This is a genomic window from Chelatococcus reniformis, assembly GCF_014640075.1.
Lineage (GTDB): Bacteria > Pseudomonadota > Alphaproteobacteria > Rhizobiales > Beijerinckiaceae > Camelimonas > Camelimonas reniformis.
The window spans coordinates 223,032-245,734 of sequence record NZ_BMGG01000008.1; the positions used below are offsets into that span (position 1 = coordinate 223,032).

Genomic DNA, 22,703 nt, shown 5'->3' on the forward strand with positions numbered 1-22,703 from the left:
CTCCCTACCGTGACGCCAGCAGCGGCCAGAGTTCGTCGGCCCCCTGCCGGGCGACGAACTCCCCGAGCCGGACGCTCCAGTAGCTCTCGTTGCCGAAATCGTCGCGCCAGCCGAGGGCCCGCAGGGTGAAGCGGTGCAGTACGTGCTCGTCGGTAAAGCCGATGGCGCCGTGGACCTGGTGGGCGATGGCCGCGCCGGTCTCGGCCGCCTCGCCGCCCCGGATCTTTGCCGCCGCGACCTCCAGCAGCGCCGCCTCGCCGGTGAGACCGCCCTCGCGCACGGTGTCGGCCGCCGAGGCGGCGGCGGCGACAGCGGCCGCCACCTCGCCCCCGAGCTTGGCCAGATTGTGCTGCACGGCCTGGAACTTGGAGATCTGCTTCTCGAAGGCGACGCGCTCCGTCGCATAGCGCACGGAGAGGTCGAGCATGGCCTCGAGGGCGCCGGCGATCTGCTGGGCGCGCACGGCCGCCCCCATCAGCAGCAGCCCATCCCGGTCGACATCGGTCGTCGCCGCCTGCACCGGGGTCACCCCCGGGAAGTCGATGGTGTCCGACGGCTCGCCGGCCAGGTTCACGTCGTGGCCGATACGGACGTCACTGGCGCGCACCAGGCAAACCAGCGGCCCGTCCGGCCCGGCGGCGAGCACCGCCAGGTGGTCGGCATCGCGGCCGAACGGCACTTTCCGCGCCGTACCGGACAGACGCCGGGCGCTGTCGACGACCAGGTCGTCCCGGGGCCGGGACGGGGCGACGCTCATGGCGCCGGCAGGGGCCGCGATGCCGGCCCGCGCCAGGAGCCAGCCGGCCACCAGGGTCTCGGCCAGCGGCACCGACAGGGCGGCCCGGCCGGCGGCGCGGAGAATGCCGAACCCCTCGTCCAGGGAGACCCCGGCGCCGCCCTGTGCCTCCGGCACCCAGGCGAGCGTCAGCCCGACCTCCTGCAAGCGCGGCCAGAGCGTGCCCTTCCAGTCGTCGGAGCGCGCGTGGATGATGGTCTGCGGATCGGCAAGATCGGCAAACATGCGCTCCGCCGTTTCGACGATGAAGCTGTCCGTGTCCGGCATGTGATGTCCTTCCCTCGATGGACCCGAGACCCCGGCGCTCACGCCGGCGGCCGAGCGGGCGCGGACCGCACGATCAATGCATCGGCTATGGTCAGGCCTTGGCCGGCCGGGTGGACGAGCACCGGGTTGAGCTCGATCTCGGCCACCTCGTCCTTCAGGGCGGCGGCGATGGTGGAAACCTGCGCCACCAGCGTGCAGAGGGCGTCCGTGTCCGCCAGCGGCGCGCCACGGAAGCCCTCGAGCAGCGGGGCCGCTTTCAGCTCGGCCAGCATCGAGGCCGCCTCCTCCGGCGTCACCGGCGCCGGCCGGCAGGCCAGATCCTTGAACAGCTCGGTGGTGACGCCCCCGAAGCCGACGGTCACCATGGGGCCGAAGGTTCGGTCGACGAGCGTGCCGACGATGATCTCGACGCCCTTGGCCGCCATCGGGCTCACCAGCACGCCCTGCAACACCGCGTCGGGCCGCTGGGCCGCCACGTCCGCGAGCAGCGCCCGGTAGGCCGCGCGGCCAGCGACGGCATCGGCGATGGCGAGCCGCACCCCGCCCACCTCGCTCTTGTGCTGGATCTGCGGCGACTGGACCTTCAGGACCAGCGGAAAGCCGACGGCGGCCATGGCCTCGTCGAGGCCCTCCGCGGAGGCGACCAGCCGCTCCCTCGCCATCGGCACCGCGCACGCGCCCAGCACCCGCTTGGCGTCTACCTCCGACAGCGCCGGACCGAGATCCGCCAGCAGGCGTGCCGCGGCCGGCGCAATCGCCGCTGGCGCCGCCGGTCGCGGCGGCGTGTAGGCTCCGCGCTCGGCCAGACGGCGCGCCGCGATGCCGAGGTTGGTAAGGTTGGCGAAGACCGGCAGGCCGGCCTCGGCGATGCGGCGCCGCGCGAAATCGGACGGCAGGGTGTAGGAATAGACGAGGATCGGCTTGCGCTGGGACCGAGCCAATTTGCCCATCGCCTCCACGTCGAAAGCGATCCTGTGCTCGCTGGAGAGCGAGTTGACGAGCACGACGAGATCCACCTCGTCGCTCTCGACGAGCCGGTCGACGCTCGCCTGCAAGCCGCCGGTGTGGACGCCCTGGGCCGTCACGTCGATCGGGTTGCCCGCGGCCCCGTAGGATGGGATCAGCGGCCGGATGGCGGCCTGGAACTCCTGTGACAGCTCGGGAACCTCGAGGCCGTTCGCCGCCAGCGTGTCGGCCACCCAGGCGCCGCCGCCGCCCGAGACGGTGACGATGCCGGCGCGCTGGCCGCCGGCGAGCGGCGCGGTGGTCAGCGCCGCGGCGATGGCGATGGCTTCATCGGGATCGGCCGCTTGGATGAACCCGTAGCGGGCGAAGACGGCGCCATAGGCGGCATCCCAGCCGCTCATATTGGCGGTGTGCGAGGCTGTCGCCCGCTCCCCGGCACCGGAGCGGCCGACCTTGCAGACGATGACGGGCTTGCCGGCGGCCGCAGCCTTGGCCGCGGCGGCGACGAATGTCGCGGTGTCTCGCACGCCTTCGAGGAAGAGCAGGATGACGTCGGTGGCGGGATCCTCGACCATGTAGTCGAAGAAGTCGCCGGCCCCCAGGTCGGCTTCGTTGCCGGAACTGACCACGCAACTGAAGTTCAGGCCCCAGGCCTTGCCGTGATTGTAGAAGGCGAAGCCGAGGCCGCCGCTCTGGGAGACGATGCCGACGCGGCGTGCGCCCAGATCGATCGGCTGGCGGTCCGGCTTGACGTCGACGGTCGGGCTGAAGGTGGCAGCGACGTGGCCCGGCTCGTTGTGGAAGCCTTGGGCGTTCGGCCCCGAGACGCGCAGGCCGGTCCGCCGCGCCAGCGCCGCGATCTCGGCCTGGGCCTCGGCTGCCGCCCCGCCCTCCTCGGCGAAGCCCGAGGTGATGATCACCGCGTGGCGCACGCCGGCTACGGCGCAATCCTCGAGCGCCGCGACGACGCCGGCCGCCGGAATGGCGATCAGCGCCAGATCGACCGGCTCGCCGATCGCCGCAACGGAGGCGTAGCAGCGCACGCCGGCGATCTCCTGGTAGCTCGGGTTGATCGGATAGAGGCGGCCCGCATAGCCGTTCTTCGCCAGCATGCTCTGCAATTGGCCGCGGATCTTCGTCGTGTCGGGCGAAGCGCCGATGACGGCGATGCTGCGCGGCTTGAAGAAGTGATCCAGCGGATGCCCGGCGTCGGCCAGCTGATCCGTCTGCGCCACGTTGTCCTCCCGTATGTCTTTACGCCTACCGTGTTTAGCCTGCGCCGCCCCGTCCGGGCAGCGACCTGGGCGCCGGTCAGTCATTCGCTCAGGCGCCTTCGCCGATCACGCCCTCGTCGCACAGGGCGGCGATCTCGGCCTCCGACAGCCTCAGCCGCGCCGCCAGCACCTCCTGGGTATGCTGTCCGAGCCGGGGCGACGGCGACGCCGGCAGGCGCTCGGCGCCGTGGAAGCGGATCGGATTGTTGGGCACGACGATGCGGCCGAACTCGGGATGATCGATCCATTCCAGCATGCCGCGCTCGTGCATGTGGCGGTCGTTGGTCACCTCGATCAGATCGCGCACCGGGGCGGAGGGCACCTTGTGGCGCCGCAGGATAGCGGCCGCCTCCTCCCTGGTCAGCGTGGAGGTCCAGTCGGAGATGAGACGATCGGTCTCCGCCAGGTTGCGGACCCGGGAGACCTTGTCGGAGAAGCGCGCATCGCCGGCGAGGTCGCCGCGGCCCATGGCGGCGAGCAGGTTGGCCCAATGCGTCTCGTTGATGCCGATGATGGCGATATAGCCATCCCTGGCCGGATAGACGTTGTAGGGCGCCGCCGACAGGCCGCCGTGGCGGTTGCCGGTGCGCGGCGGCGTCGTGCCGGCGTCGTACATGAAGGTGAGATTGGAGGCGAGGGTCGGGTACACGGTCTCCTGCATCGCCACCTCGACCAGGCGGCCAACGCCGGTGAAGGTACGCTCGTAGAGCGCCGTGACGACGCCGGCATAGAGATGGATGCCGCTGAGGAAATCGACCAGCGCGGGACCTGCCTTCACCGGCGGCCCGTCGGGAAAGCCGGTGACGCTCATCAGGCCGGAGGCCGCTTGCACGGTGACGTCCATGGCCAGGTTGTCCTTGTCCGGCCCCGAAAGGCCGTAGCCCGATCCGGAGGCATAGACGAGGCGCGGGTTGATCGCATGCAACACCGACCAGCCCACGCCGAGCTTGTCCATGACGCCCGGCGCGTAATTCTCGAGCAACACGTCGGCGTCGGCGACCAGCTGCTTCAGGATCTCCGTGCCCTTACGCGCCTTGAGATTCAGCGTGATGCAGCGCTTGTGGCCGTTGAGCATGGCGAAGGGCACGCCCGAGCCGCGGCTGACCGCGTTGCGCTGGCGCACCGGCTCCCCGCTCAGGGGCTCGACCTTGATGACGTCCGCGCCGGCTTTGGCCATGAGATAGGTGGCGTAGGGCCCCTGGTAGACTTGACCGAGGTCGATGACGGTCACGCCATCGAGGGGCAGGTTTCGCCGGCTCGTCATTCGCAATGCTTTCCAATCCGATGTGAAGTGAGCCGCGGTCAGGCTCCGAGGTAGGCTTCCTGGATGTCGGGGGCGGCGGCGATGTCGCGGGCCGAGCCCTGGCGCACCAGCGAACCGACCCGCAGCACGTAGGCACGGTCGGCGATCTTGAGCGCCGCGCGCATGTTCTGCTCGACCAGCAGGGTCGAGATGCCCTTGCGCCTGAGGTCGGCGATGGCGCCCAGCACGAACTTGGTGAAGAAGGGCGACAGGCCGAGCGACGGCTCGTCGAACAGCACCAGCCGGGGTCGTGCCATCAGGCCGCGGCCGATGGCCAGCATCTGCTGCTCGCCGCCGCTCAGGCTGCCGGCGTTCTGCGTGAGCCGCTCCTTGAGTCGCGGGAACATATCGAGGATGTCGGCGACGCCGAACGTCGGGCCGCCGCCGAAGGCGTCGACGATCTTGAGGTTGGCCTCGACGGTCATGGCCGGGAAGATCTCGCGGCCCTCCGGCACATGGCTGATACCCAGCCGGCTGAGCTGCCAGGGCTTGCGCCCGTCGATGCGCTGGCCAGCGAAGTGGATGCGCCCTGCCGTGATCGGCAGTACGCCGGAGATGGCGTTGAGCAAGGTGGTCTTGCCGGCGCCGTTGGCGCCGAGGATCGCGACGATCTCACCGGGCCGCACCACGAGCGATATCTCGCGCAACGCCACCACCTTGCCGTAGGCCGCCGAGACCCCGTCGACGGCGAGCAGATCGGTCTCACTCATCGTCGGCTCCGAGGTAGGCGGTGATCACTTCGGGGTGGCGCAGGACGTGCTGCGGCTCGTCGATGACGACCGGTCGGCCGTCGACCACCACCAGCGCCCGTCCGCACAGCTCGCGGATGACCGCCATGTCGTGCTCGACGATGAGGATCGTGCGCCCGGGCGCGACGGCGCGGATGAGCGCGATGAAGTCGGCGGTCTCTCGGCCGTTCATCCCCGCCGCCGGCTCGTCGAGGAACAGGATCTTGGGGTCGGCCATCAGCGCCACGCCGACGGCGAGGCGCCGCTGCACGCCGTAGGCGAGCACGCCGGCCCGGCGATCACGGTCGCCGTCGAGCCCGGTCAGGGCCAGCACCTCGCGCGCGCGCTCCTGAAAGGCCTGCTCGTCCGCCCGGCACGAGGAGCTGCCGACGATGCGCCCCAGCACGCCGTGGCGGAAGCTGGCGTGACGACCGTAGCGCAAATTCTCGAATACGGTCGCGTCGGCGAACACCGCCGTGCGCTGGAAGGTGCGGGCGACGCCGGTGCGCGCCACCGCGTGCGGCGCCATATGGCCGACGTCGCGCCCCAGGACTTCGATGGCGCCGCTGGTCGGCTTGGTGATGCCGCAGAGGATGTCGAACAGGGTCGACTTGCCGGCGCCGTTGGGGCCGATGATGCCGAAGACCTCGCCCTCGGTCACCGTCAGGCTGACGCCGTTGAGCGCAGTGACGCCGCCGTAGCGCTTGACGATGTCCGTGGCGCGCACGGCCACGGCGGGCGCGGGCGACACGGACAGAGCCCGACTATGCATGGCCATCCCTCCGCAGCCGCTGGCGCAGCGCGACCGCGAGCTGATGCAGGCCGCCCGGGGCGAACATCATGATCGCGATGATGGCGCTGGAAAAGATCAGGATGCGTACGTTCGGGTCGAGCTCGAGAAAATGCGGAATGATGCTGAAGATCACCGCGCCGATCACCGGACCGACGATCAGTTGCGAGCCGCCGAGCAGCACCATCAGCAGCCCGTCGACGGTATTGGCGACGGAGAATACCTCCGGCGTGACGATCTGCGTATAGGGCACGCACAGGGCGCCCCCGAGCGCCGCGAGCGGCGCGCTCAGCATGAAAGCCTTGAGCCGCACGCGCGTGACGTCGACGCCGACCGATTGGGCGAGGTGGCGGTTCTGCCGCACGCTCTCCATGGCGGCGCCGAACGGCGAGCGCCGGACCGCGACGAGAAACAGCACTGCCGCCACCAGCAGGCTGGCCGTCACGAAGAAGTAGGACTGCGGATCGGTGAGCAGGACCGGCCCGACCGAGAGGGCGGAAAAGCCGAACAGCCCGAGCGGGCCGCCCGTGAGGCTCTCCAGGTTGGTGGCGGCGACCATGGCGACGCCGGACAGGCCCCACGAGACGATGGAGAAATAGGCGCCGGTGAGCCGGAGCGTGAGCGCGCCCAAGGCCGCCGCTGCGGCGACGGAGATGACCAGCGCGGCGGCGACCGAAAGCTCGAACGGCAGGCCGAGCTTGACCATGCCGATGCCGACGCCATAGGCGCCGATACCGAAGAACACGCATTGGCCGAGCGGCACCTCGCCGATGCCACCGAGCATGATGTTGATGCTCAGTGCAAACAGGGCGAAGGCGCAGGTGTAGCCGGCCAAGGTCACGATGAACGGGTCGGAAACGGCGAACCCGAAAGCGGCGATGGCAGCGATGGCGGCGCCCAGCAGCAGCCAGATCGACAGGGAGGTCGGCCCCGGCCGCATGGCCGGCGCGGGGACCCCATCTCTGGCCGGCTCGGCGGCGAGCACGGCGGCGGAGGTGGACGAGGGCTGCATGTTCACCTTAGTGCCTGTGCAGTTGCGCGCGGCCGCGCAGGCCCTGGGGCCAGAGCAGCAGGGTGGCGATAACGAGAATCCAACCGAGCGCCGGGGTCCACGACACCGAGACGTAGGTCTCGAACAGCGCGTTGGCGACGCCCATCAGCAGCGCGCCGAGCAGGGCGCCGGAGATGCTGCCCATGCCGCCGAGGATCACCACGGTGAAGCCGACGATCAGCGCGCCATGCCCCATCGTGGGGTAGGCGGTGACTATCGGCGCCAGCAAGGCACCGGCGAGACCGGCGGCCGCGACACCGAGCACGAAAGCGAGCGTGCGGATCATCGGCACGTTGATGCCGGAATAGAGCGCCCCGCGCGCGTTCTGCGCCACCGCGACGATCTGCTGACCCTTGACGGTAAAGCCGAGCCAGAGGCCGAAGGCGGCCAGCACCACCATGGAGCAGCCGAAGATGAAGGCGCGCTGGGCGGTGACGAGGATGCCGAAGACATTGAACGTCGTCTGGCCGAGCGGCGACGGCACGGGATGCGGATCCGGCCCGAACAGCAGAATGAGCGCCGCGATGATGGCCTGTCCGAGCGCGAACATGACGATCAGCGAGCCGTGATGCGCATCGCCGTAGAGGCTGCGGCGCACGATGGCGAGCTCGGTGATCACGCCGATCCCCGCCACGATCAGGACGGCCACCGGCACGGCGAGGAAATAGCTCAGCCCCTGCCCGGTCAACAGGTAGCAGCCATAGGCGCCGATGGCGAAATAGGCACCGTGGGCAAAGTTGGCGATGCCGACGATGCCGAAGATCAGGGTGAGGCCGACGGCGACGACCGCATAGCCGGCACCGAGCACGACGCCGTTCACGATGGTCTGCAAGAGGAGTTCCAAGGCTGGGTCTCCAGGTATTGAGCAAGCACAGCAGCGGGCAGACGCCCGCGCGCCGCGTCATGGCGGGGCTTGACCCGGCCATCCATCGTTGCGTGGACGTCAGCCCGGCCGGGCCGGCCGAATGTCCGCGTTACCGACTGAATGGATGGCCGGGTCAAGCCCGGCCATGACGCTGAAACGTGTCACCAGACAACGTCACGCCACTCGGTCGTTCTCAATTACTCTTCACCCGATCGACCTGGACGAGCTTGCCGTCCTTGATCTGCTGGATGAAGAAATAGGGTGCCGAGGCGCGGCCCTTGGCGTCGAAGCGCAGCTCGCCGCGCGGGCTTGGCCACGCATTGTCGCGGATCACCTGGGCAATCTTGGCATAGTCGCTGTCGGTACCGGCCTTTGTCATGGCGTCGGCGATGACATTGACCGCCTCGTAGATGACCAGGTTCCCCTTGCCGGGCTCGACGTTGTAACGCTTCTCGAAACCCTCGACGAAGGCCTTGCCCTCATCGCCGGGATCGGACGCCATGAAGATCTCGCCGGTATAGATGCCGTTCATGGCCCCATCGCTCGGCTTGATCATGCCCGGCGTGACCACGCCCGGGGACATCGCTTCCTTGGGGAAGCCGCCGAGCTGGCGCACCTGCTTCCATAGCTGGGCCGCCCGCGCCGGATAGGCGTCCGAGACGTAAAGCAGATCGGGATTGAGCGATTTGATCTTGGTGATGATCGAGGTGAAATCGTTGGTCTCGGCGTCGTAGGTGGAAACGTTGACGAGCGCGATACCGGCTGCCTTCAGGCTTTCCTTGAGATTGTCGAGCACCGTCTTGTTGAACTCGGTGTTCTCGCCCATGTAGGCGACCGTCTTCGGCTTCATGGCGTTGACGATGTAGGAGTTGAACGCCTTCGAGTTGGCCGAGACCGTGTTGTTGATCTGGAACAGCCACGGGCTGCCCTGGTCGGTGATGGCATCGGCCTGGGCCGCAGCATTGACCTGCAGGATGCGGTTCTTGGTGACGGAGGACTCCGCCAGCACCACCGAGCTGTTGGTGCCGCCGGTGATCGCCTTGACGCGCCCGACCGAGATGAGCTTCTGCACGGCGCCGACGCCCCCCTGTGGCGTGCCCTTGTCGTCCTCGTAGACGATCTCGAGCTTGCGCCCGCCCAGGACGCCGCCGCGCGCGTTGATGTGCTCCGCGGCGAAATCGGCGCCGCGTTGCACATCCTGCCCATAGGTCGCCGCCGCGCCGGTGAGCGGCGCGGCGATGCCGATGCGCACCGCATCGGCCGCCGCTGCCGGGACCGTGAGACCCATGCCGCACAGGGCGATCACCAGCCTGCTGGCTAAAACCATGTCTCGTCCCCTTCCGTGTCTTGCTTGCTTATGTCGTCGGCACGCCAGCCGCGGGAGATCTGCCCCCGCACGGTCTGGAGCGGGACGGTCAGCTTCCGCGAAGCCCCGCCCCAAGCCATCGCTCTGATGATCTACCTATGCCGCAGCCGGCCCGCAGCCGCGTTCCGAAGGCGCGCAGAGCGGCCGCAGGCACCTCACATCGAACAATCTAGTGGAGACTGCGCTGGAAAAGGTCGAACAGCCGCTCCCAATGCCGCTCCGTGCTCCGCTTGTGGTAGAGACGCCGCGACGGGAAGGCGAAACCGTGCTCTGCTTCCGGATAATACTCCATCGACGCGTTGATGCCGGTTTGCTCGATGATCCGCCGCACCTCGTCCAAGACTTCGGCCGGCGCATAATGGTCGTGCTCGGCACAGGCAAAATAGAGTTCACCCTTGATCCTGTCGGCCGTCAGGTGGGCCGAGTCCGGCAGATCGGTGATCAGCTTCGCCCCATAGACGGAAGCGCCTGCCGCGAACCGCTCGGGGAACACGCCCATGGCCCGGAAGACGTAACGCCCGCTCATGCAATAGCCGACGGTGCCCACCTTGCCGGCACGCGCCGCCGGCTCCTTGTCGAGAAAGGCGAAAAGATGCTCGGTATCCTCCATCACCATCGTGTTGGTGAGGTGGCGGTTGAGCTTCCACATCAGCTCCAGGCCTGCCTCGTAGGCCGGGTCGGCCAGCCTGTTGGCGTCGAGATCGACCGAGCGCGCCAGACGATAATACATGTTCGGCATGATGACGTAATAGCCGACCGTCGCCAATCTCCGGCACATATCGGACAGCTCTTCGCGCACACCGACCGAGTCCATATAGAATATAATCACGGGAAACGGCCCCGGCCGATCCGGATGAAAGATGTAGGTATTCATCACGCCATCCTCAGTCGTGATGTCGACAACTCTCTCCTGCACGGAATTGCTCCTGGGGACTTCCTGCCTGCGTTTATTGGCCCTTCGGCGATGGAGCTTCACCATGGGGCGAAGCGAAGGCCGAATCCAGCTTTTTCAGCTATGCGCTATCATTTGCATATATCTGAAAATCAATGTTCGTCCATGGGCAGGAAGCGATCGATGCCGGCCCGAAGCGCCTGGAGGATTTGGTCGCGCTGCTCGACCAGCCGCACCACCGGCCCGCCGACTCCCACGGCGAGGATTCGCCCGTGCCGCCGCTCGGGCAGCAGCATGCCGATGACGCCTGCCCCGACCGTCACCGTATGCAGCGAGATCACGTAGCCATTGGCGCGGATCTCGCGGATGCGCTGCATCAGGTCGACCAGGTCGACTCTATGCTTGGGATCGTCCTCCTCGATATTGATGCGGCGCACGAGCTTTTCGATCATCTCGTCGGAACGCGCGCTGAGGATGAGCCACCCCAAACCCGAGCGGGCGAGCGGTCGGATGGTGCCGGGCTGTATGGCGAACTGGATGGTGTGCGGCGACGGCAGCGTGTGGATGTACTGCATGTAGAGATCGCTCTGCGTGCCGATGCTGATCGTCTCCTCGGTCTCCTTGCTCAAATACTTCATGAGCGAGACGATGCTGCCCTCGCCGAACAGGGCGCCCTGCACCCAGCCTCCGAGTTGCACGATGCGCATGGTCGGCATGTAGGTGCGGGAGTAGCGGTCATAGTCGAGATAGCCGAGCACGACCATGCTCTTCAGCAGGGCGGATGCGCTCGACACCGGATAGTCGAAACGGCCGGCCACGTCCTTCAGGCTGAGCGGTCGCTGCACCACGTCGAAGTACTCGAGAATCTCGAACAGGCGCCGCGCCGTCTTGATGACCTCTTCCGACATGCCTGACTACTCCACCCAATTTTCATACATATGGAATTGATTTCCATATGCGAGAACGAGTTTCCATCCAAGCCACCGATTGCTATGACGAGGCAATCGAGAAGCCGGCAGGAAATGACATGATCGAAGCGGAGGAGATGCGGTTCGAGGTGCGCGAGCGCGTGGCCACCATTACCTTCGACCGGCCGGACCGCATGAACGCCTGGACGCCGGTGATGGAGCGCGAGCTGAGGCGCCTCGTCGCCATCGCCGCAGCGGACAAGGCGGTCCGAGCGATCGTGCTGACCGGGGCCGGCCGGGGCTTCTGCGCCGGTGCCGATGTGGGCCGGCTCACGGCCTCGGCGTCCGGCGGCGTTGCGCCCGTTGCCGCGCCTCGGCTGAGCGACGACGATCTCGACCAGCGCTACAGCTATCTCCTGGCCGTCCCCAAGCCGGTCATCGCCGCGATCAACGGGGCGGCCGCCGGCGTCGGCCTCTGCCTCGCGCTCTATTGCGACCTCCGCTACATGGCCGCGGGCGCCAAGCTCACCACCTCGTTCGCCCGGCGCGGTCTCGTGGCCGAGCACGGCAGCGCCTGGATGCTGAGCCATCTCGTCGGTCCGATGAACGCCGCCGACCTGCTGCTCAGCGGCCGGGTGGTCGAGGCGGAGGAGGCCGGGCGACTGGGCCTGGTCCGCGTGCTGGCGACCGAAGGCTTCCACGAAGCGGTGCAGCAGCGGGCGGCCGAATTTGCCAACCTGTGCTCGCCGCGCTCGATGGGGGTGATCAAGCGCCAGCTCGGGCTAGTGCCCCGCCAGACCCTGGCCGACGCGACGCAGCTCGCCGACCGCGAGGTGGCGCTCTGCCGCGGCACCGATGACTTTCGCGAAGGCGTCGCCCACTTCGTCGAGAAGCGCGCGCCGCGCTTCACCGGACACTGACGCGGCGCGCCCGGAGATCGCCCATGTTTCAGCCCGATCTGCTGCGCGGCAAGCGCATCCTGGTCACCGGAGGAGGCACCGGCCTCGGGCGCGCCATCAGCCATCGTTTCGCCGAGCTCGGCGCTTCCCTGGTGCTTTGCGGGCGCCGCGGCGAGGTGCTGGAGTCCACGGCCGCGGCGATCGCCGGAGAGACCGGAGTGCCCGTCGAGACGGCGGTATGCGACGTCCGCTCGGGCGAGGCGGTCGACGCGATGGTCGAGCGGCTGTGGGCGACGGCTCCGATCGACATCCTGATCAACAATGCCGCCGGCAACTTCCTCGCCCGCACCCATCTGCTCTCGCATCGCGCCGTCGATGCGGTGCTGAACACCGTCCTGCACGGCACCGCCTATTGCACCATCGCCTGCGGCAAGCGCTGGATCGAAGGCGGCCGGCCGGGCACGGTGCTCAGCGTGCTGACCCTGTCGGCGCTGCAAGGCGCGCCGTTCACCGTGCCGTCGGCCATGGCCAAGGCTGGCGTGCTGGCCATGACGAAGAGCCTCGCCGTGGAATGGGGACGCCACGGCATCCGCCTGGTGGCGGTGGCGCCGGGCCCCTTCCCCACCCCCGGCGCCTGGCAGCAGCTCATGCCCGAGGACCGGCAGACGGCGCCACTGGCGCGCAGCATACCGCTCGGCCGCTACGGCGAGCACGCCGAGCTCGCCAACCTCTGCACGTTCCTCGTGTCCGACCAGGCCGGCTACATCACCGGCGAGGCCGTCGTCATCGACGGCGGCAAGCGCCACCTCGGCGGCGCGGGGCCGAGCGATCTCCTGGAATGGACCGATGAGCAGTGGGGCAAGCTGAGGTCGTGATGGCTGGGGCCCGCCTTCGCGCGCCACGCCGCTGGCATGGGACAGCAAGGATGCGCAGCATGAGAGCGATGAGCATGGCGGTACTGACGGCCGGGCTTGCCCTGGCCCAGCCCGCGGTCGCCGCCGATCCGATCATACTCGGCAACACGGCCCCCTACAGCGGTCCGGCCTCCGCCTACGGCACCATCGCCCGCGCGGAAGAAGCCTACTTCAAGATGCTCAACGACGCGGGCGGGATCAGCGGCCGTCCGATCGAGTTCCTGTCGCTCGACGACGGCTATTCGCCGCCCAAGACGGTGGAGCAGACGCGGCGACTGGTCGAGCAGGACGAGGTGCTGGCCCTGTTCAGCGCCGTCGGCACGGCGCCCAACATCGCCGTCCAGAAGTATCTCAACGCCAAGCACGTGCCGCAGCTGCTGGTCTCGTCGGGCGCCAGCCGCTGGAACGATCCGCGGCACTTTCCCTGGACGACGAGCTTCAATCCGACCTACGAGACCGAGGGGCGCGTCTATGCCCAATACATCCTGAAGACCAAGCCCGACGCGAAGATCGCCGTCATCACCCCCAACGAGGACGCCGGCCGCGACTACCTCAAGGGCTTCAAGGAGGGCCTCGGCCCGCACGCCGACCAGATCGTCGGGGAGGCGACCTACCTCACTGCCGACCCGACCATCGATTCGCAGATCATCACCTTCCAGCAGTCCGGCGCCGACGTGTTCTTCGCCGAAGCGACGCCCAAATTCGCCGCGCAAGCCCTGCGCAAGGCGGCCGATCTCGGCTGGAAGCCGCTGATCATCCTGCCGACGGTCTCCAACTCGGTCTCGGCGGTGCTGGAGCCCGCGGGCCTCGCCAATGCGGCCGGCGTCGTCTCCGGCGCCTATCTGAAGGACCCGGGCGATCCTCGCTGGGCCGACGACGAGGGCATGCGCGCCTGGCGGGCTTGGATGAACCAGTATCAGCCCGGCGCCAACCCGGGCGACATCCTCAATGTCTCCGGCTATACCGCCGCGCAGCTGATGGCGCTGTACCTGGAGCGCTGCAAGGCCGAGCTCACGGGCGCATGCCTGGTGAAGCAGGCGCAATCGCTCCACGACGAGGTCCTGCCGATGCTGCTGCCAGGCATCCGGTTGAACACCAACCCCGACGATGTCGTGCCGATCCGGCAGCTGCAGATGATGCGCTTCGACGGCAAGTCATGGGCGCTGACCGGCGACGTCTTCGGTGACTGACGACACACCATGAGTGCTGCGCCGCTTAGGATGAATTGCCCAGCCGGCAGATGTGCTCTGGAACAAGAGACCTGAAATGAAGAAATGCCGCGCGACCCATCGGCGGCAGGGAGGGATCGCATGTCCGACAGTCTGTTGTTCTCGCCGTTTCAACTGCGCGGCGTCACCTTGCGCAACCGCATCGTCGTGCCGCCGATGCATCAATATTCGGGCGAGAACGGCTTGCCCACCGACTGGCACATGGTCAACGTCGGCCGTTTCGCCACCGGCGGCGCCGGCCTGGTGATCGTCGAGTCGACCAAGGTCGAGCGCCGGGGGTGCGGCACGCTGGGTGACCTGGGATTGTGGGACGACCGCTTCATCGAGCCGCTCGGCCGCCTCGCCCGCTTCATCAAGAGCCACGGCGCCGCCGCCGGCATTCAGCTCGGCCACACCGGCCGCAAGGCCCGCACGCGCCGGCCCTGGGAGAACGAGGGCCCGCTCGACCGCGTGGCCGAGGTGGCCGACTGGGACGCCTGGGAGGTGGTGGGGCCGAGCCCGATCCCCTACGGCGACGGCTGGCCGGTGCCGCGGGAGCTCACGACGGCGCAGGTGAAGGAGGCGGTCGCCGCCTGGGGCCGGGCGGCTGGGCGCGCCGACGCCGCCGGCTTCGACGTGGTCGAGCTGCATGGCGCGCACGGTTATCTGATCCACCAGTTCCTCTCGCCGCAGGCGAACCAGCGCACCGACGACTACGGCGGCTCCGAGGAGAACCGCATGCGGTTCGCCCTCGAGGTGGCCGAGGCCGTGCGCAATCACTGGCCGGCCGAGAAGCCGCTGTTCATGCGGCTGTCGATCGAGGACGACGCGGGCTGGGGGCCCGAGCAGAACGTGCGGCTGGCGCGCCGGCTCAAGGCCAAGGGGGTCGATGTCATCGACTGCACGACCGGCGGCATCACCAGTGCGGCCCCCAACTTCTACCGGCTCAACCAGTACGGCTACCAGGTGCCGTTCGCCGAGCGGGTGCGGGCCGAGGCCGACGTCATGACCATGGCCGTCGGCCTGATCATCCACGGCGACCAGGCCGAAGCGATTCTCAGGAACGGCCAGGCGGATCTGATCGCGGTGGGGCGCGAGATGCTGCACAACCCCAACTGGCCCATGGACGCGGCCCAGAAACTCGGGCTCGACCTGAGCCACGAACAGATTCCAGTGCAGGCCGGCTACTGGCTGTCCAAGCGCGCCCGGCGCGGCTTCGGCTGCAATCCGTCCACCTGGCAGGTCGGCCTGGGCGCGGAAGCCCAGCCCTGAAGCCGCCTGGCCTCGCACGCGCCCGGCCGTCCCACGAGCTCCGGCGGCCTGGGCCCGTGCCGGCGCAATCGGGGGCCCGGGCGCGGCCGTCTCAGTACGTCGCCCGGCCTCCCGACAGGTCGAACACCGCGCCGGTGCTGAACGAGCACTCCTCGCTCGCCAGCCAGCAGATGAGCGACGTTGCCTCGGCGATCTCGCCGAACCGGCCGAGCGGAATCTTCGACAGCATGAAGTCGATATGCTCCTGGGTCATCTGCTCGAAGATCGCCGTCCTGATCGCCGCCGGCGTGATGCAGTTCACGCGGATGCCGGTCCTGGCGGTTTCCTTGCCCAGCGACTTCGTGAGCGCGATGACGGCGGCCTTGGAGGCGCTGTAGGCCGAGGCGTTGGGATTGCCCTCCTTTCCGGCGACGGAGGCCAGGTTGACGATGCGGCCATAGCCCGTGCGCGCCATCTCCCGAACCGCAGCGCGGTTGCAGTAGAAGACGCCATTGACGTTGACGTCGATGACCTTGCGCCAGTCTTCGCCCGGGTAGTCCGCCACGGCAGCGTTGGGGCCGGTGATGCCGGCGCTCGCCACGAGTATGTCGAGCTGCCCGCCGAGCACGGCGATGCTGCGCCCCATGGCGGCATCGACTTCCGCCTCCACCGACGTATCCACCGCCTGCGCGTCGGCGGCCGCGAGCTCGGCCGCCGACGCAGCCAAGGCAACCGTGTTCACGTCCCAGAGCGACACCCGCGCGCCCTCGGCCACGAGCCGCCGGGCTACGTCGCGGCCGATGCCGGAGGCGGCGCCGGTCACGACTGCCGTCCGTCCCTCGAAACGTCTGTCGAACGCGCCCGCCGTACCGATGCCAGTGACCATTGCGTTACATCCTGCGTCTGTGGGCCGAGCGCTCGCTAGCGAACATTGCAGCGCCTCTCTCAGACGGCGATCCTGTCGGCAGGCGCCGACCGGGCATCGCCCGAGAGGATGATCGGGGTAGCCGCCGCCGATTGCAACGCGCTTGCCGACGTCGATCAAGTCGGCCGCGAGTTGCACTTGCCGGCGCAGGCGCCGCCCGGTCCGGCGCAAGGGCCGCCCAACGTCACCAGCAGCGGTTCCTGGCGCGGCGCACAGCAGCATGCCCGGAGCCGGCCGCTCATAACGGCCTGGTCGAAGCTGGCCGCTCGCGGAGACAGCCGCAGTGCAGGACATCCTGTACGGCCCCGAGGAGCGGCGGGAACGGCCCCGGCGCTCGCGCCCCCCTGAGACGCGTATCTCGGCGGTGGCCGAGGCCGTCGTCTGATCGTTACAAGTGCAGAGCGCATAAGCTAGAATGCCGCCATGAAGCCCGAAACGTCTGCCGCGATCCGGTTGCCGAACTTCAGCGCGCGAATCATGCAATCCGCATTGATCGAAGCTGGGATCGATTGTGCTTCCTGGCTCGCCAAAGCGAAGCTTAAGCCCGACGTGCTCGAAATTCCCAACGGTCAGATTTCGGGCGCGCAAGAATTGTCGCTTCAAGAAGCATTCGTGCTTGCCACCTGCCATTTGCCCGGACTCTGGTTTCGCATGGGATTGCAATACAGGTTGATGGGCTATGGGCCTCTGGGCTTCGCCGTCTTGTCGGCTCAAACGCTCGGCGACGGATTGCAATACATGTCGTCCTTCCGAGCTCTGACTTACTCGCTGTTGGACTTCCCGAAGATCGAGCACGCCGGCGATGTGGTCGCGATAACGGCGGATGATGCGCATGTTCCGGACGTGTGCCGGGAGTTCTCCCAGGAGCGCGGCCTGGCTGCGGCTACACGCATCATCGCCGATATGTATCCCGGCCTTTCGGCCATCGCACGAATCGAAACCGTGCTCGACGACCGCAACGGGCGTCGCGAATGGACATCGGCATTTGGGGTACCCGTGGCGTTCAACGCCCCTGTGACGCGGCTGGTGTTCAGGGAGGGAATTACTAAAACACCGCTGCCGATGGCCAATGCCTTGCTTGAGAAAACCTATAGCGAATTGTGCAACAACCTCGTCGACGATGCCGAATCGAGCGACGAAATCGTCTATAAGCTGCACAATATCCTCATTCGATCTGCCCCGGCCTACCCCAGCGCGGCCAAAGCCAGCCGACTCCTGGCCCTGTCCGAGCGAACCATGTATCGCCGCCTAGCTGACTGCGGCTGCACGTTTGGCGACATTCTCGAGAGTGTGCGCGAGCAGCGCGCTAACAATCTGCTCGACAGCACACGATTGTCCGTCGAGCAAATCGCCGGCGCATTGGGCTTCGCGGAGGCCGCCAGCTTTTCACGCGCCTACAAGCGGTGGACCGGCGTCTCCCCCCTGTCCTACCGCCGCCGGTTGGCAAGCGGGCGAAGCGGCGACTGACCTTGCCATCCTTGGCGAGACCACCGTCCACCCGCCGGATGGGGTGGCGCGGCTGTCGTCTCCGTCTTGCGTGAACAAGCCGGCGCACGCTTCGATCTAGAGCATTTCCGCGTTTCTTCGAATCGCTGAAATGCTCTATCTGTTTGATTTGTCGCGTTTTATTCACGCGAACCGGCGGCCACTTCGCTCGAAAGCGCTCTAACAGCGGAGCGCCGCGCCGTAACGCTGTTCCAATTCCAGGAAGTGCTCGAGCCGGGCTGCGCGCATGAGCTCCACCGGGTCGTTGAAGGGGCCGGGATGGCTGGCAAGATAGCTTTCGTCGCTGCCCGTTTCCCATATCGAGGCGAACAGCTCCGCCATAGCATTGGCCGCGACACCCAGCGGGCTGGCAGAGAACATGGTGAAGGCATAGCCGGCATCTGCCAGGTCTGACAGGGTATGGCCGATTGGGGGCGAGGCGCCCATGTTCATCACCGGGCCGTCGATCGCGGCGATCAATTTGCGCGCCCACGCCATCTGCTCGTCCGGCGGCATGGCGAAATATGCCTTCCCCTCGACCTGCATGATGATCGGCAGCACCATATCGGCGCCCTCATCCAGGAACATGTTGCAGCGGTCCACCACCTCCTGAAACGAGACGGTGTCCGCGTCGGTTCGCGCGACGATCATGAAGTCGCCATCGCTACGCGCGTCCAGCGCGGCCTTCAGGCGATCGACGGCTTGCTCGCGGGTGACCACCTTGCGGCCCGCGAGCAGCGGGCAATGCTTCGGAAGCACCTGGTCTTCCAGATGGACCCCGGCAACGCCGGCGCGCTCCATTTCCCGGATCGTGCGTCCCACATTGAGAACACCGCCGAAGCCCGTGTCGATGTCCGCCAGAATCGGAATATCGACTGCGGCTGCCATCCGCGCCGCATGGGCGCTGATTTCCGTCATCGTCATCAATCCCAGGTCCGGCGCGCCGAGCTGAGCGGCCTCCACGCCAAGGCCGGTCATGTGAATGGCCTTGAAGCCGGCGAGCTGGGCGATGCGCGCGGACAAGGCGTCATAGCAGCCGGGCGCGACGACCATGCCCTGAGCAAGCTCGTATCTCAGCCTGGTGGTGATCTGCATAAGCGCTCCTTCAGCTGACCGGACATGAAGCTGGAATGGGCCGGGCTCGCTAAACACCCTTCGCACCGGCCGTCCATGTCGACGCGCCCGCCTGACGCGACCGGGAGATGGAAGGCGCCGGCAACCGATCTGCCGTTCAGCGCGTGCGGCAGGTCAGGCCACCGTCGACGGGCAACAGGACGCCGTTGATATATTTTGCAGCGGCGCTTGCGAGAAACACGGCAGCGTAGGCGACGTCCCAGGCATCGCCCATCTTTCCCGTAGGACTCATCGCATCGCGCTCCGCCAACTGTGTCTCCAGATCACCGTGATGGGCTTTCATGCCCGCATCGCCCCTGATCATCGGCGTGTTCATCAAGCCCGGAAGGATGGCGTTGCAGCGGATTCCCTTGTCCGCATATTGCAGCGCCAGCGAGCGGGTGAGGTGATTAACTGCCGCCTTTGAAGTGTAGTAGGACGCCATTCCATAACCGCCGATGCGGATACTGGCTATCGAGGAGATGTTGGTTATCGCGCCATGGCGTTGCGCGACCATGTGAGGAAGCACATGCCGACAGGCAAGGAACACGCTTTTGACATTGACGTCCATGGCGCGGTCCCAATCCTCGATGGATTGGTCCACGGGACTGCCGAACAACGTGATGCCGGTATTGTTGTGAAGGATGTCGATCTTGCCGAAGTGCGAATGTGCGATCGAGACGGCCCTGGCCATATCATCGTCGCGGCAGACGTTCCCCTGAATTGCGATCGCTGAACAGCCCTCGCTCTCCGCGAGCGCCGCCGTCTCCTCCGCCGCGGCCAAGTTCAGATCGACGCAAGCGACCTTGGCCCCCGCGCGCGCATAAGCGACCGCCGCTGCCTTGCCATTGCCCCAGCCGGGACCTGACGATCCAGCGCCGAAGATGAGCGCAACCTCGTCGTTGAGCCTAAACACCATGTCTCCTCCTCAAACAATAAACCGGCACGCGGTGACGACCGCGCCTTGCAGACCAGCCGCCGAACGGCGCCGTCGGGCGTCAGGGGTTCGAAGGCCGCTCGCGGCGCCGCCGGGAGCCGCCGCAGCAAGGTCCCCCGAAAGCTTGCGTGACCGGGCAGATTTCAATGTGACGCGCGGACATGCTGTCTCGCCTCGGCGAAGATGGCGTCTCTCTGAACGATCGCCGCGGGCAGAAAGCGGTAGGCGAGGATGCCGGCGGCGGCGGCAATCGGACTGACCAGCGTCAGGCACTTCATCGCGAAAGCAAGGTCGCCCGTCACCGTGGAGATGCGGCCCACCATGTATGGCCCCAGCGCAAGACCCAGCAATGTCGTGCCGATGGTGAAGGCCGCGATCGCCGTCCCACGCATGCGCGGTAGAGCGATATCCTGCACCGTCGCTCCGGCAGCGCCGAGGGCTGTCGCTGCGAAAGCGCCCGCCAGGAAGGTCGCGGCGCAGAGGCCCAGAAGCGACGAGCTGGAAAAAGCCAACAGCACAAAGGGCGCAGGCGCGATCGCGCCGAAAATGACCACGAGCAGGCGGCCACGAGGGCTCCAGCGCAACAGCCGGTCCGATACGAAGCCATCGACGGTCACACCCAGGAAGCCGGCCGCGGCACCGGTTCCGCCCACGAACAGGCCGGCGGTCGAAGGGTCGGTCCCCAGCACACGAATGGCAAAGGGCGCCGTCCAGAACAGAACGGAATAGGCCAGGAATGAATTGAGTCCATAGGATATGATGGTGAATGCCATTGCGGGGTTGGCCACAACCAAGCTGAAGGTGTTTCGGTCCCGGGATCGCAGCGAGATGGCCCACGACGCGACGGCATAGACGCCGCAGCCGATCGCCGCCCATTGCATCAGCGGCTCGCCGGCCCGCGTCATCAGGAACACGGCGAACGTGATCATCCCCATCATCCCGATATTGACCGCCAGCGCGCCCGGCCCGCGGCGGGCGGCGTCGGCAAGCGTCAGCGGCGGCAGGATGGCCGAGAGATCCTCCAGAAGAATCTTGAGAGGTGATTTCGAAACTGTTGCTCCCGCTGCCTGGGCGGCCTGCTCGCGAAGCGGCTCCCGCAGCGTCAAAACCCAAAAGGCCAGAATGACGCCAGGCAGACCGACCGCCAGGAACGCCACACGCCAGCCGACCAGGCCGAGCGGCCCGCCGACCGGGAAGGCCGCGTCCCAGTTTTCGACGATCAACCCTCCAATGAACAGCGACAGGCCCGCGCCGACGAACAGCCCGGCGGAGTAGATGGCCAGCGCCGTGGCCCGGCGGCCGGCCGGGAACCAGTCGGAGATGAGCGAATAGGCGCACGGGCTGGCGGTGGCTTCGCCAACCCCCACCCCGATACGTGCCAGAGCGAGGATAGCGCCATTCTGCGCCGTGCCTGAGAGGGCCGTCATGGCAGACCAAAGTCCCAGGCCAATCGAGAGCAGCCGCACCCGCCGCCAGTGATCCGCCAGTCTGCCGAGCGGAATGCCGAACAGCGCGTAGAAGATGCCGAAAGCGGTTCCATATAGGAAGCCGAGGTCCTGGTCGGTGAGCCCCAGGTCCTTCTTCACATGCTCGGCCAGAATCGAAAGGATCTGACGATCGATAAAATTGAGGCAGTAAACGAGGAACAATACGGCCAACGCATACCACGCGTAGCCGGACGTACGGCCTTCCTTGGTCGGTTTGTCCGCCGCGCCCGACGCCGCTGTTTTGTCAGCGATCGCATCATACGTGTGGGTCATCGTGAAAGTCTCCGGCGTTGCCGCGGCGATCTCTGCCGAGCCGTAGGTGTCACCCGGCACGCGATCTATTTTCTCGAAGTTTCCAATTCTGATCACGTTTACCTTCGGTCTATTCAACCGCGCATTGGCGGCTTGCCGAAGTACGACTGATCATCTCGATCATTGCGACGGCATGACAAGGCCGCCGTTCCCAGCGCGGCGACCGCGTCCCTGGCGCCTATGCTCCCCGCCGTCCGGCGCCCCGAGAGAAATGTCACATCCCGGGCGCAGATCTCGGCGTGCGAGATCAACATCATGCCAACAGATGTCTTATCGGAGATCGAATATCGAACGGATGTTATTCCCTCCCTTCGAGGGCATATATTCTTATTCGCCCGTTTCTGCTGTATATAATAGCTTCCTCACTATTAATCAGATCGACGAGACGCCGCCCTGCCCGACGATCATACCGGCCGCTGCATTGCCGGCCCAAGCGGCCTGAATTCGGTCGATCGACAAGTTGACGTCCGAAACAGCAAGCGCGATCGCTTCCCGCAAGGTCCGACAACGAACGATCGAGATGCTTGCCAAACGGCGTAATGCCGATGCCGGCGACGTAGGCCCGCTGTTGCATGGTTCCTCCCCGATTCCAGCGTGATCCGGCTCTGGCGGCAGAAGGGCCGGACCGCTCACCTCAATTGATCGACCGGAGCGGTATGATGAATGATGGTCTCTGCCTGAATCTTGATCTTTTCTGCCACACCGAGGTTACAAGCCCACGCAAAGGATACCGGCCGGTATCAGCGCCGCGTCGTGTCTGCCCCCAAATCCGGGGGTGCATTCTCATCGCTTCGGCGGAAGGCAGCTGCGCCGCTCGGCCAAAACGGCCCGGCGTTTCACCCTCAAGCCCGCTACGTCCAATGCCGGGGCGACCATCCAACCTTCTCCCTCAGCCCAGACGGAGCGAGCGGGACGTCTAGCCATCGGCACACAAGAAAAGTAATAATAATAGGTTAGATCAGATTA

Annotated in this window: 19 protein-coding genes; 5 read left to right on the forward strand and 14 right to left on the reverse strand. The window is 66.9% G+C overall.

Going from position 1 to position 22,703, the window contains the following annotated elements; genetic code table 11:
- Positions 1 to 4: 4 nt before the first annotated feature.
- From IEW34_RS21885 to IEW34_RS21930, 10 genes are all read right to left on the reverse strand, one after another.
- Complete coding sequence (locus tag IEW34_RS21885) at positions 5 to 1,063, reverse strand: acyl-CoA dehydrogenase family protein (protein ID WP_188611345.1); 1,059 nt, start codon at positions 1,061 to 1,063, stop codon at positions 5 to 7.
- A 38-nt stretch (positions 1,064 to 1,101) separates the two neighbouring features.
- Positions 1,102 to 3,264 (reverse strand): acetate--CoA ligase family protein, encoded by a 2,163-nt coding sequence (locus tag IEW34_RS21890; RefSeq protein ID WP_244642134.1) that lies wholly within the window; start codon positions 3,262 to 3,264, stop codon positions 1,102 to 1,104.
- 88 nt (positions 3,265 to 3,352) lie between these two features.
- On the reverse strand, positions 3,353 to 4,567 hold the full coding sequence (locus tag IEW34_RS21895; protein WP_188611347.1) for a CaiB/BaiF CoA transferase family protein: 1,215 nt from the start codon (positions 4,565 to 4,567) through the stop codon (positions 3,353 to 3,355).
- A 38-nt stretch (positions 4,568 to 4,605) separates the two neighbouring features.
- Positions 4,606 to 5,316, reverse strand: coding sequence for an ABC transporter ATP-binding protein (locus IEW34_RS21900; protein ID WP_188611348.1), 711 nt, complete (start codon positions 5,314 to 5,316; stop codon positions 4,606 to 4,608).
- On the reverse strand, positions 5,309 to 6,106 hold the full coding sequence (locus IEW34_RS21905) for an ABC transporter ATP-binding protein (protein WP_188611349.1): 798 nt from the start codon (positions 6,104 to 6,106) through the stop codon (positions 5,309 to 5,311). The genes IEW34_RS21900 and IEW34_RS21905 overlap by 8 nt, the downstream gene beginning before the upstream one ends.
- Complete coding sequence (locus IEW34_RS21910; RefSeq protein WP_188611350.1) at positions 6,099 to 7,136, reverse strand: branched-chain amino acid ABC transporter permease; 1,038 nt, start codon at positions 7,134 to 7,136, stop codon at positions 6,099 to 6,101. The genes IEW34_RS21905 and IEW34_RS21910 overlap by 8 nt, the downstream gene beginning before the upstream one ends.
- A gap of 7 nt (positions 7,137 to 7,143) precedes the next feature.
- Entirely contained in the window at positions 7,144 to 8,019 is an 876-nt protein-coding gene (locus IEW34_RS21915; RefSeq protein WP_188611351.1) for a branched-chain amino acid ABC transporter permease, read from the reverse strand.
- A gap of 214 nt (positions 8,020 to 8,233) precedes the next feature.
- Positions 8,234 to 9,367 carry an ABC transporter substrate-binding protein gene (locus IEW34_RS21920; RefSeq protein WP_244642135.1) on the reverse strand — a complete coding sequence of 378 codons (1,134 nt, stop codon included), beginning with the start codon at positions 9,365 to 9,367 and terminating at the stop codon, positions 8,234 to 8,236.
- A 208-nt stretch (positions 9,368 to 9,575) separates the two neighbouring features.
- Positions 9,576 to 10,322, reverse strand: a complete 747-nt coding sequence (locus IEW34_RS21925) for a dienelactone hydrolase family protein (RefSeq protein ID WP_188611352.1) — start codon at positions 10,320 to 10,322, stop codon at positions 9,576 to 9,578.
- Positions 10,323 to 10,450: 128 nt separating this feature from the next.
- Positions 10,451 to 11,206, reverse strand: coding sequence for an IclR family transcriptional regulator (locus IEW34_RS21930; protein ID WP_188611353.1), 756 nt, complete (start codon positions 11,204 to 11,206; stop codon positions 10,451 to 10,453).
- A 119-nt stretch (positions 11,207 to 11,325) separates the two neighbouring features.
- On the opposite strand from IEW34_RS21930, the gene IEW34_RS21935 reads away from it, so the two are divergent.
- The 4 genes from IEW34_RS21935 to IEW34_RS21950 all read left to right on the forward strand — a co-directional run bounded on the left by IEW34_RS21935 (position 11,326) and on the right by IEW34_RS21950 (position 15,499).
- Positions 11,326 to 12,126 carry an enoyl-CoA hydratase-related protein gene (locus IEW34_RS21935; RefSeq protein ID WP_373288296.1) on the forward strand — a complete coding sequence of 267 codons (801 nt, stop codon included), beginning with the start codon at positions 11,326 to 11,328 and terminating at the stop codon, positions 12,124 to 12,126.
- Between the two features lie 23 nt (positions 12,127 to 12,149).
- Entirely contained in the window at positions 12,150 to 12,980 is an 831-nt protein-coding gene (locus tag IEW34_RS21940) for an SDR family oxidoreductase (protein ID WP_188611354.1), read from the forward strand.
- A 50-nt stretch (positions 12,981 to 13,030) separates the two neighbouring features.
- Complete coding sequence (locus IEW34_RS21945; RefSeq protein WP_188611355.1) at positions 13,031 to 14,209, forward strand: ABC transporter substrate-binding protein; 1,179 nt, start codon at positions 13,031 to 13,033, stop codon at positions 14,207 to 14,209.
- Positions 14,210 to 14,329: 120 nt separating this feature from the next.
- Positions 14,330 to 15,499 (forward strand): NADH:flavin oxidoreductase/NADH oxidase, encoded by a 1,170-nt coding sequence (locus IEW34_RS21950; protein WP_188611356.1) that lies wholly within the window; start codon positions 14,330 to 14,332, stop codon positions 15,497 to 15,499.
- Between the two features lie 91 nt (positions 15,500 to 15,590).
- On the opposite strand, the gene IEW34_RS21955 is transcribed toward IEW34_RS21950, so the two are convergent.
- Positions 15,591 to 16,364: an SDR family oxidoreductase gene (locus IEW34_RS21955; RefSeq protein ID WP_188611357.1), complete on the reverse strand. Its 774-nt coding sequence runs from the start codon at positions 16,362 to 16,364 to the stop codon at positions 15,591 to 15,593.
- A 462-nt stretch (positions 16,365 to 16,826) separates the two neighbouring features.
- Here IEW34_RS21955 and IEW34_RS21960 point away from each other — a divergent pair, with 462 nt between their 5' ends.
- Positions 16,827 to 17,870, forward strand: a complete 1,044-nt coding sequence (locus IEW34_RS21960) for an AraC family transcriptional regulator (RefSeq protein WP_188611358.1) — start codon at positions 16,827 to 16,829, stop codon at positions 17,868 to 17,870.
- A gap of 198 nt (positions 17,871 to 18,068) precedes the next feature.
- Here the strand turns inward: IEW34_RS21960 and IEW34_RS21965 are convergent, their stop codons facing one another.
- From IEW34_RS21965 to IEW34_RS21975, 3 genes are all read right to left on the reverse strand, one after another.
- Entirely contained in the window at positions 18,069 to 18,983 is a 915-nt protein-coding gene (locus IEW34_RS21965) for an isocitrate lyase/PEP mutase family protein (RefSeq protein ID WP_188611359.1), read from the reverse strand.
- A gap of 136 nt (positions 18,984 to 19,119) precedes the next feature.
- A complete protein-coding gene (locus IEW34_RS21970; RefSeq protein WP_188611360.1) occupies positions 19,120 to 19,920 on the reverse strand; it encodes an SDR family NAD(P)-dependent oxidoreductase in 801 nt (266 codons plus the stop codon).
- 161 nt (positions 19,921 to 20,081) lie between these two features.
- Positions 20,082 to 21,794, reverse strand: a complete 1,713-nt coding sequence (locus IEW34_RS21975; protein WP_210324557.1) for an MFS transporter — start codon at positions 21,792 to 21,794, stop codon at positions 20,082 to 20,084.
- Positions 21,795 to 22,703 lie beyond the last annotated feature (909 nt).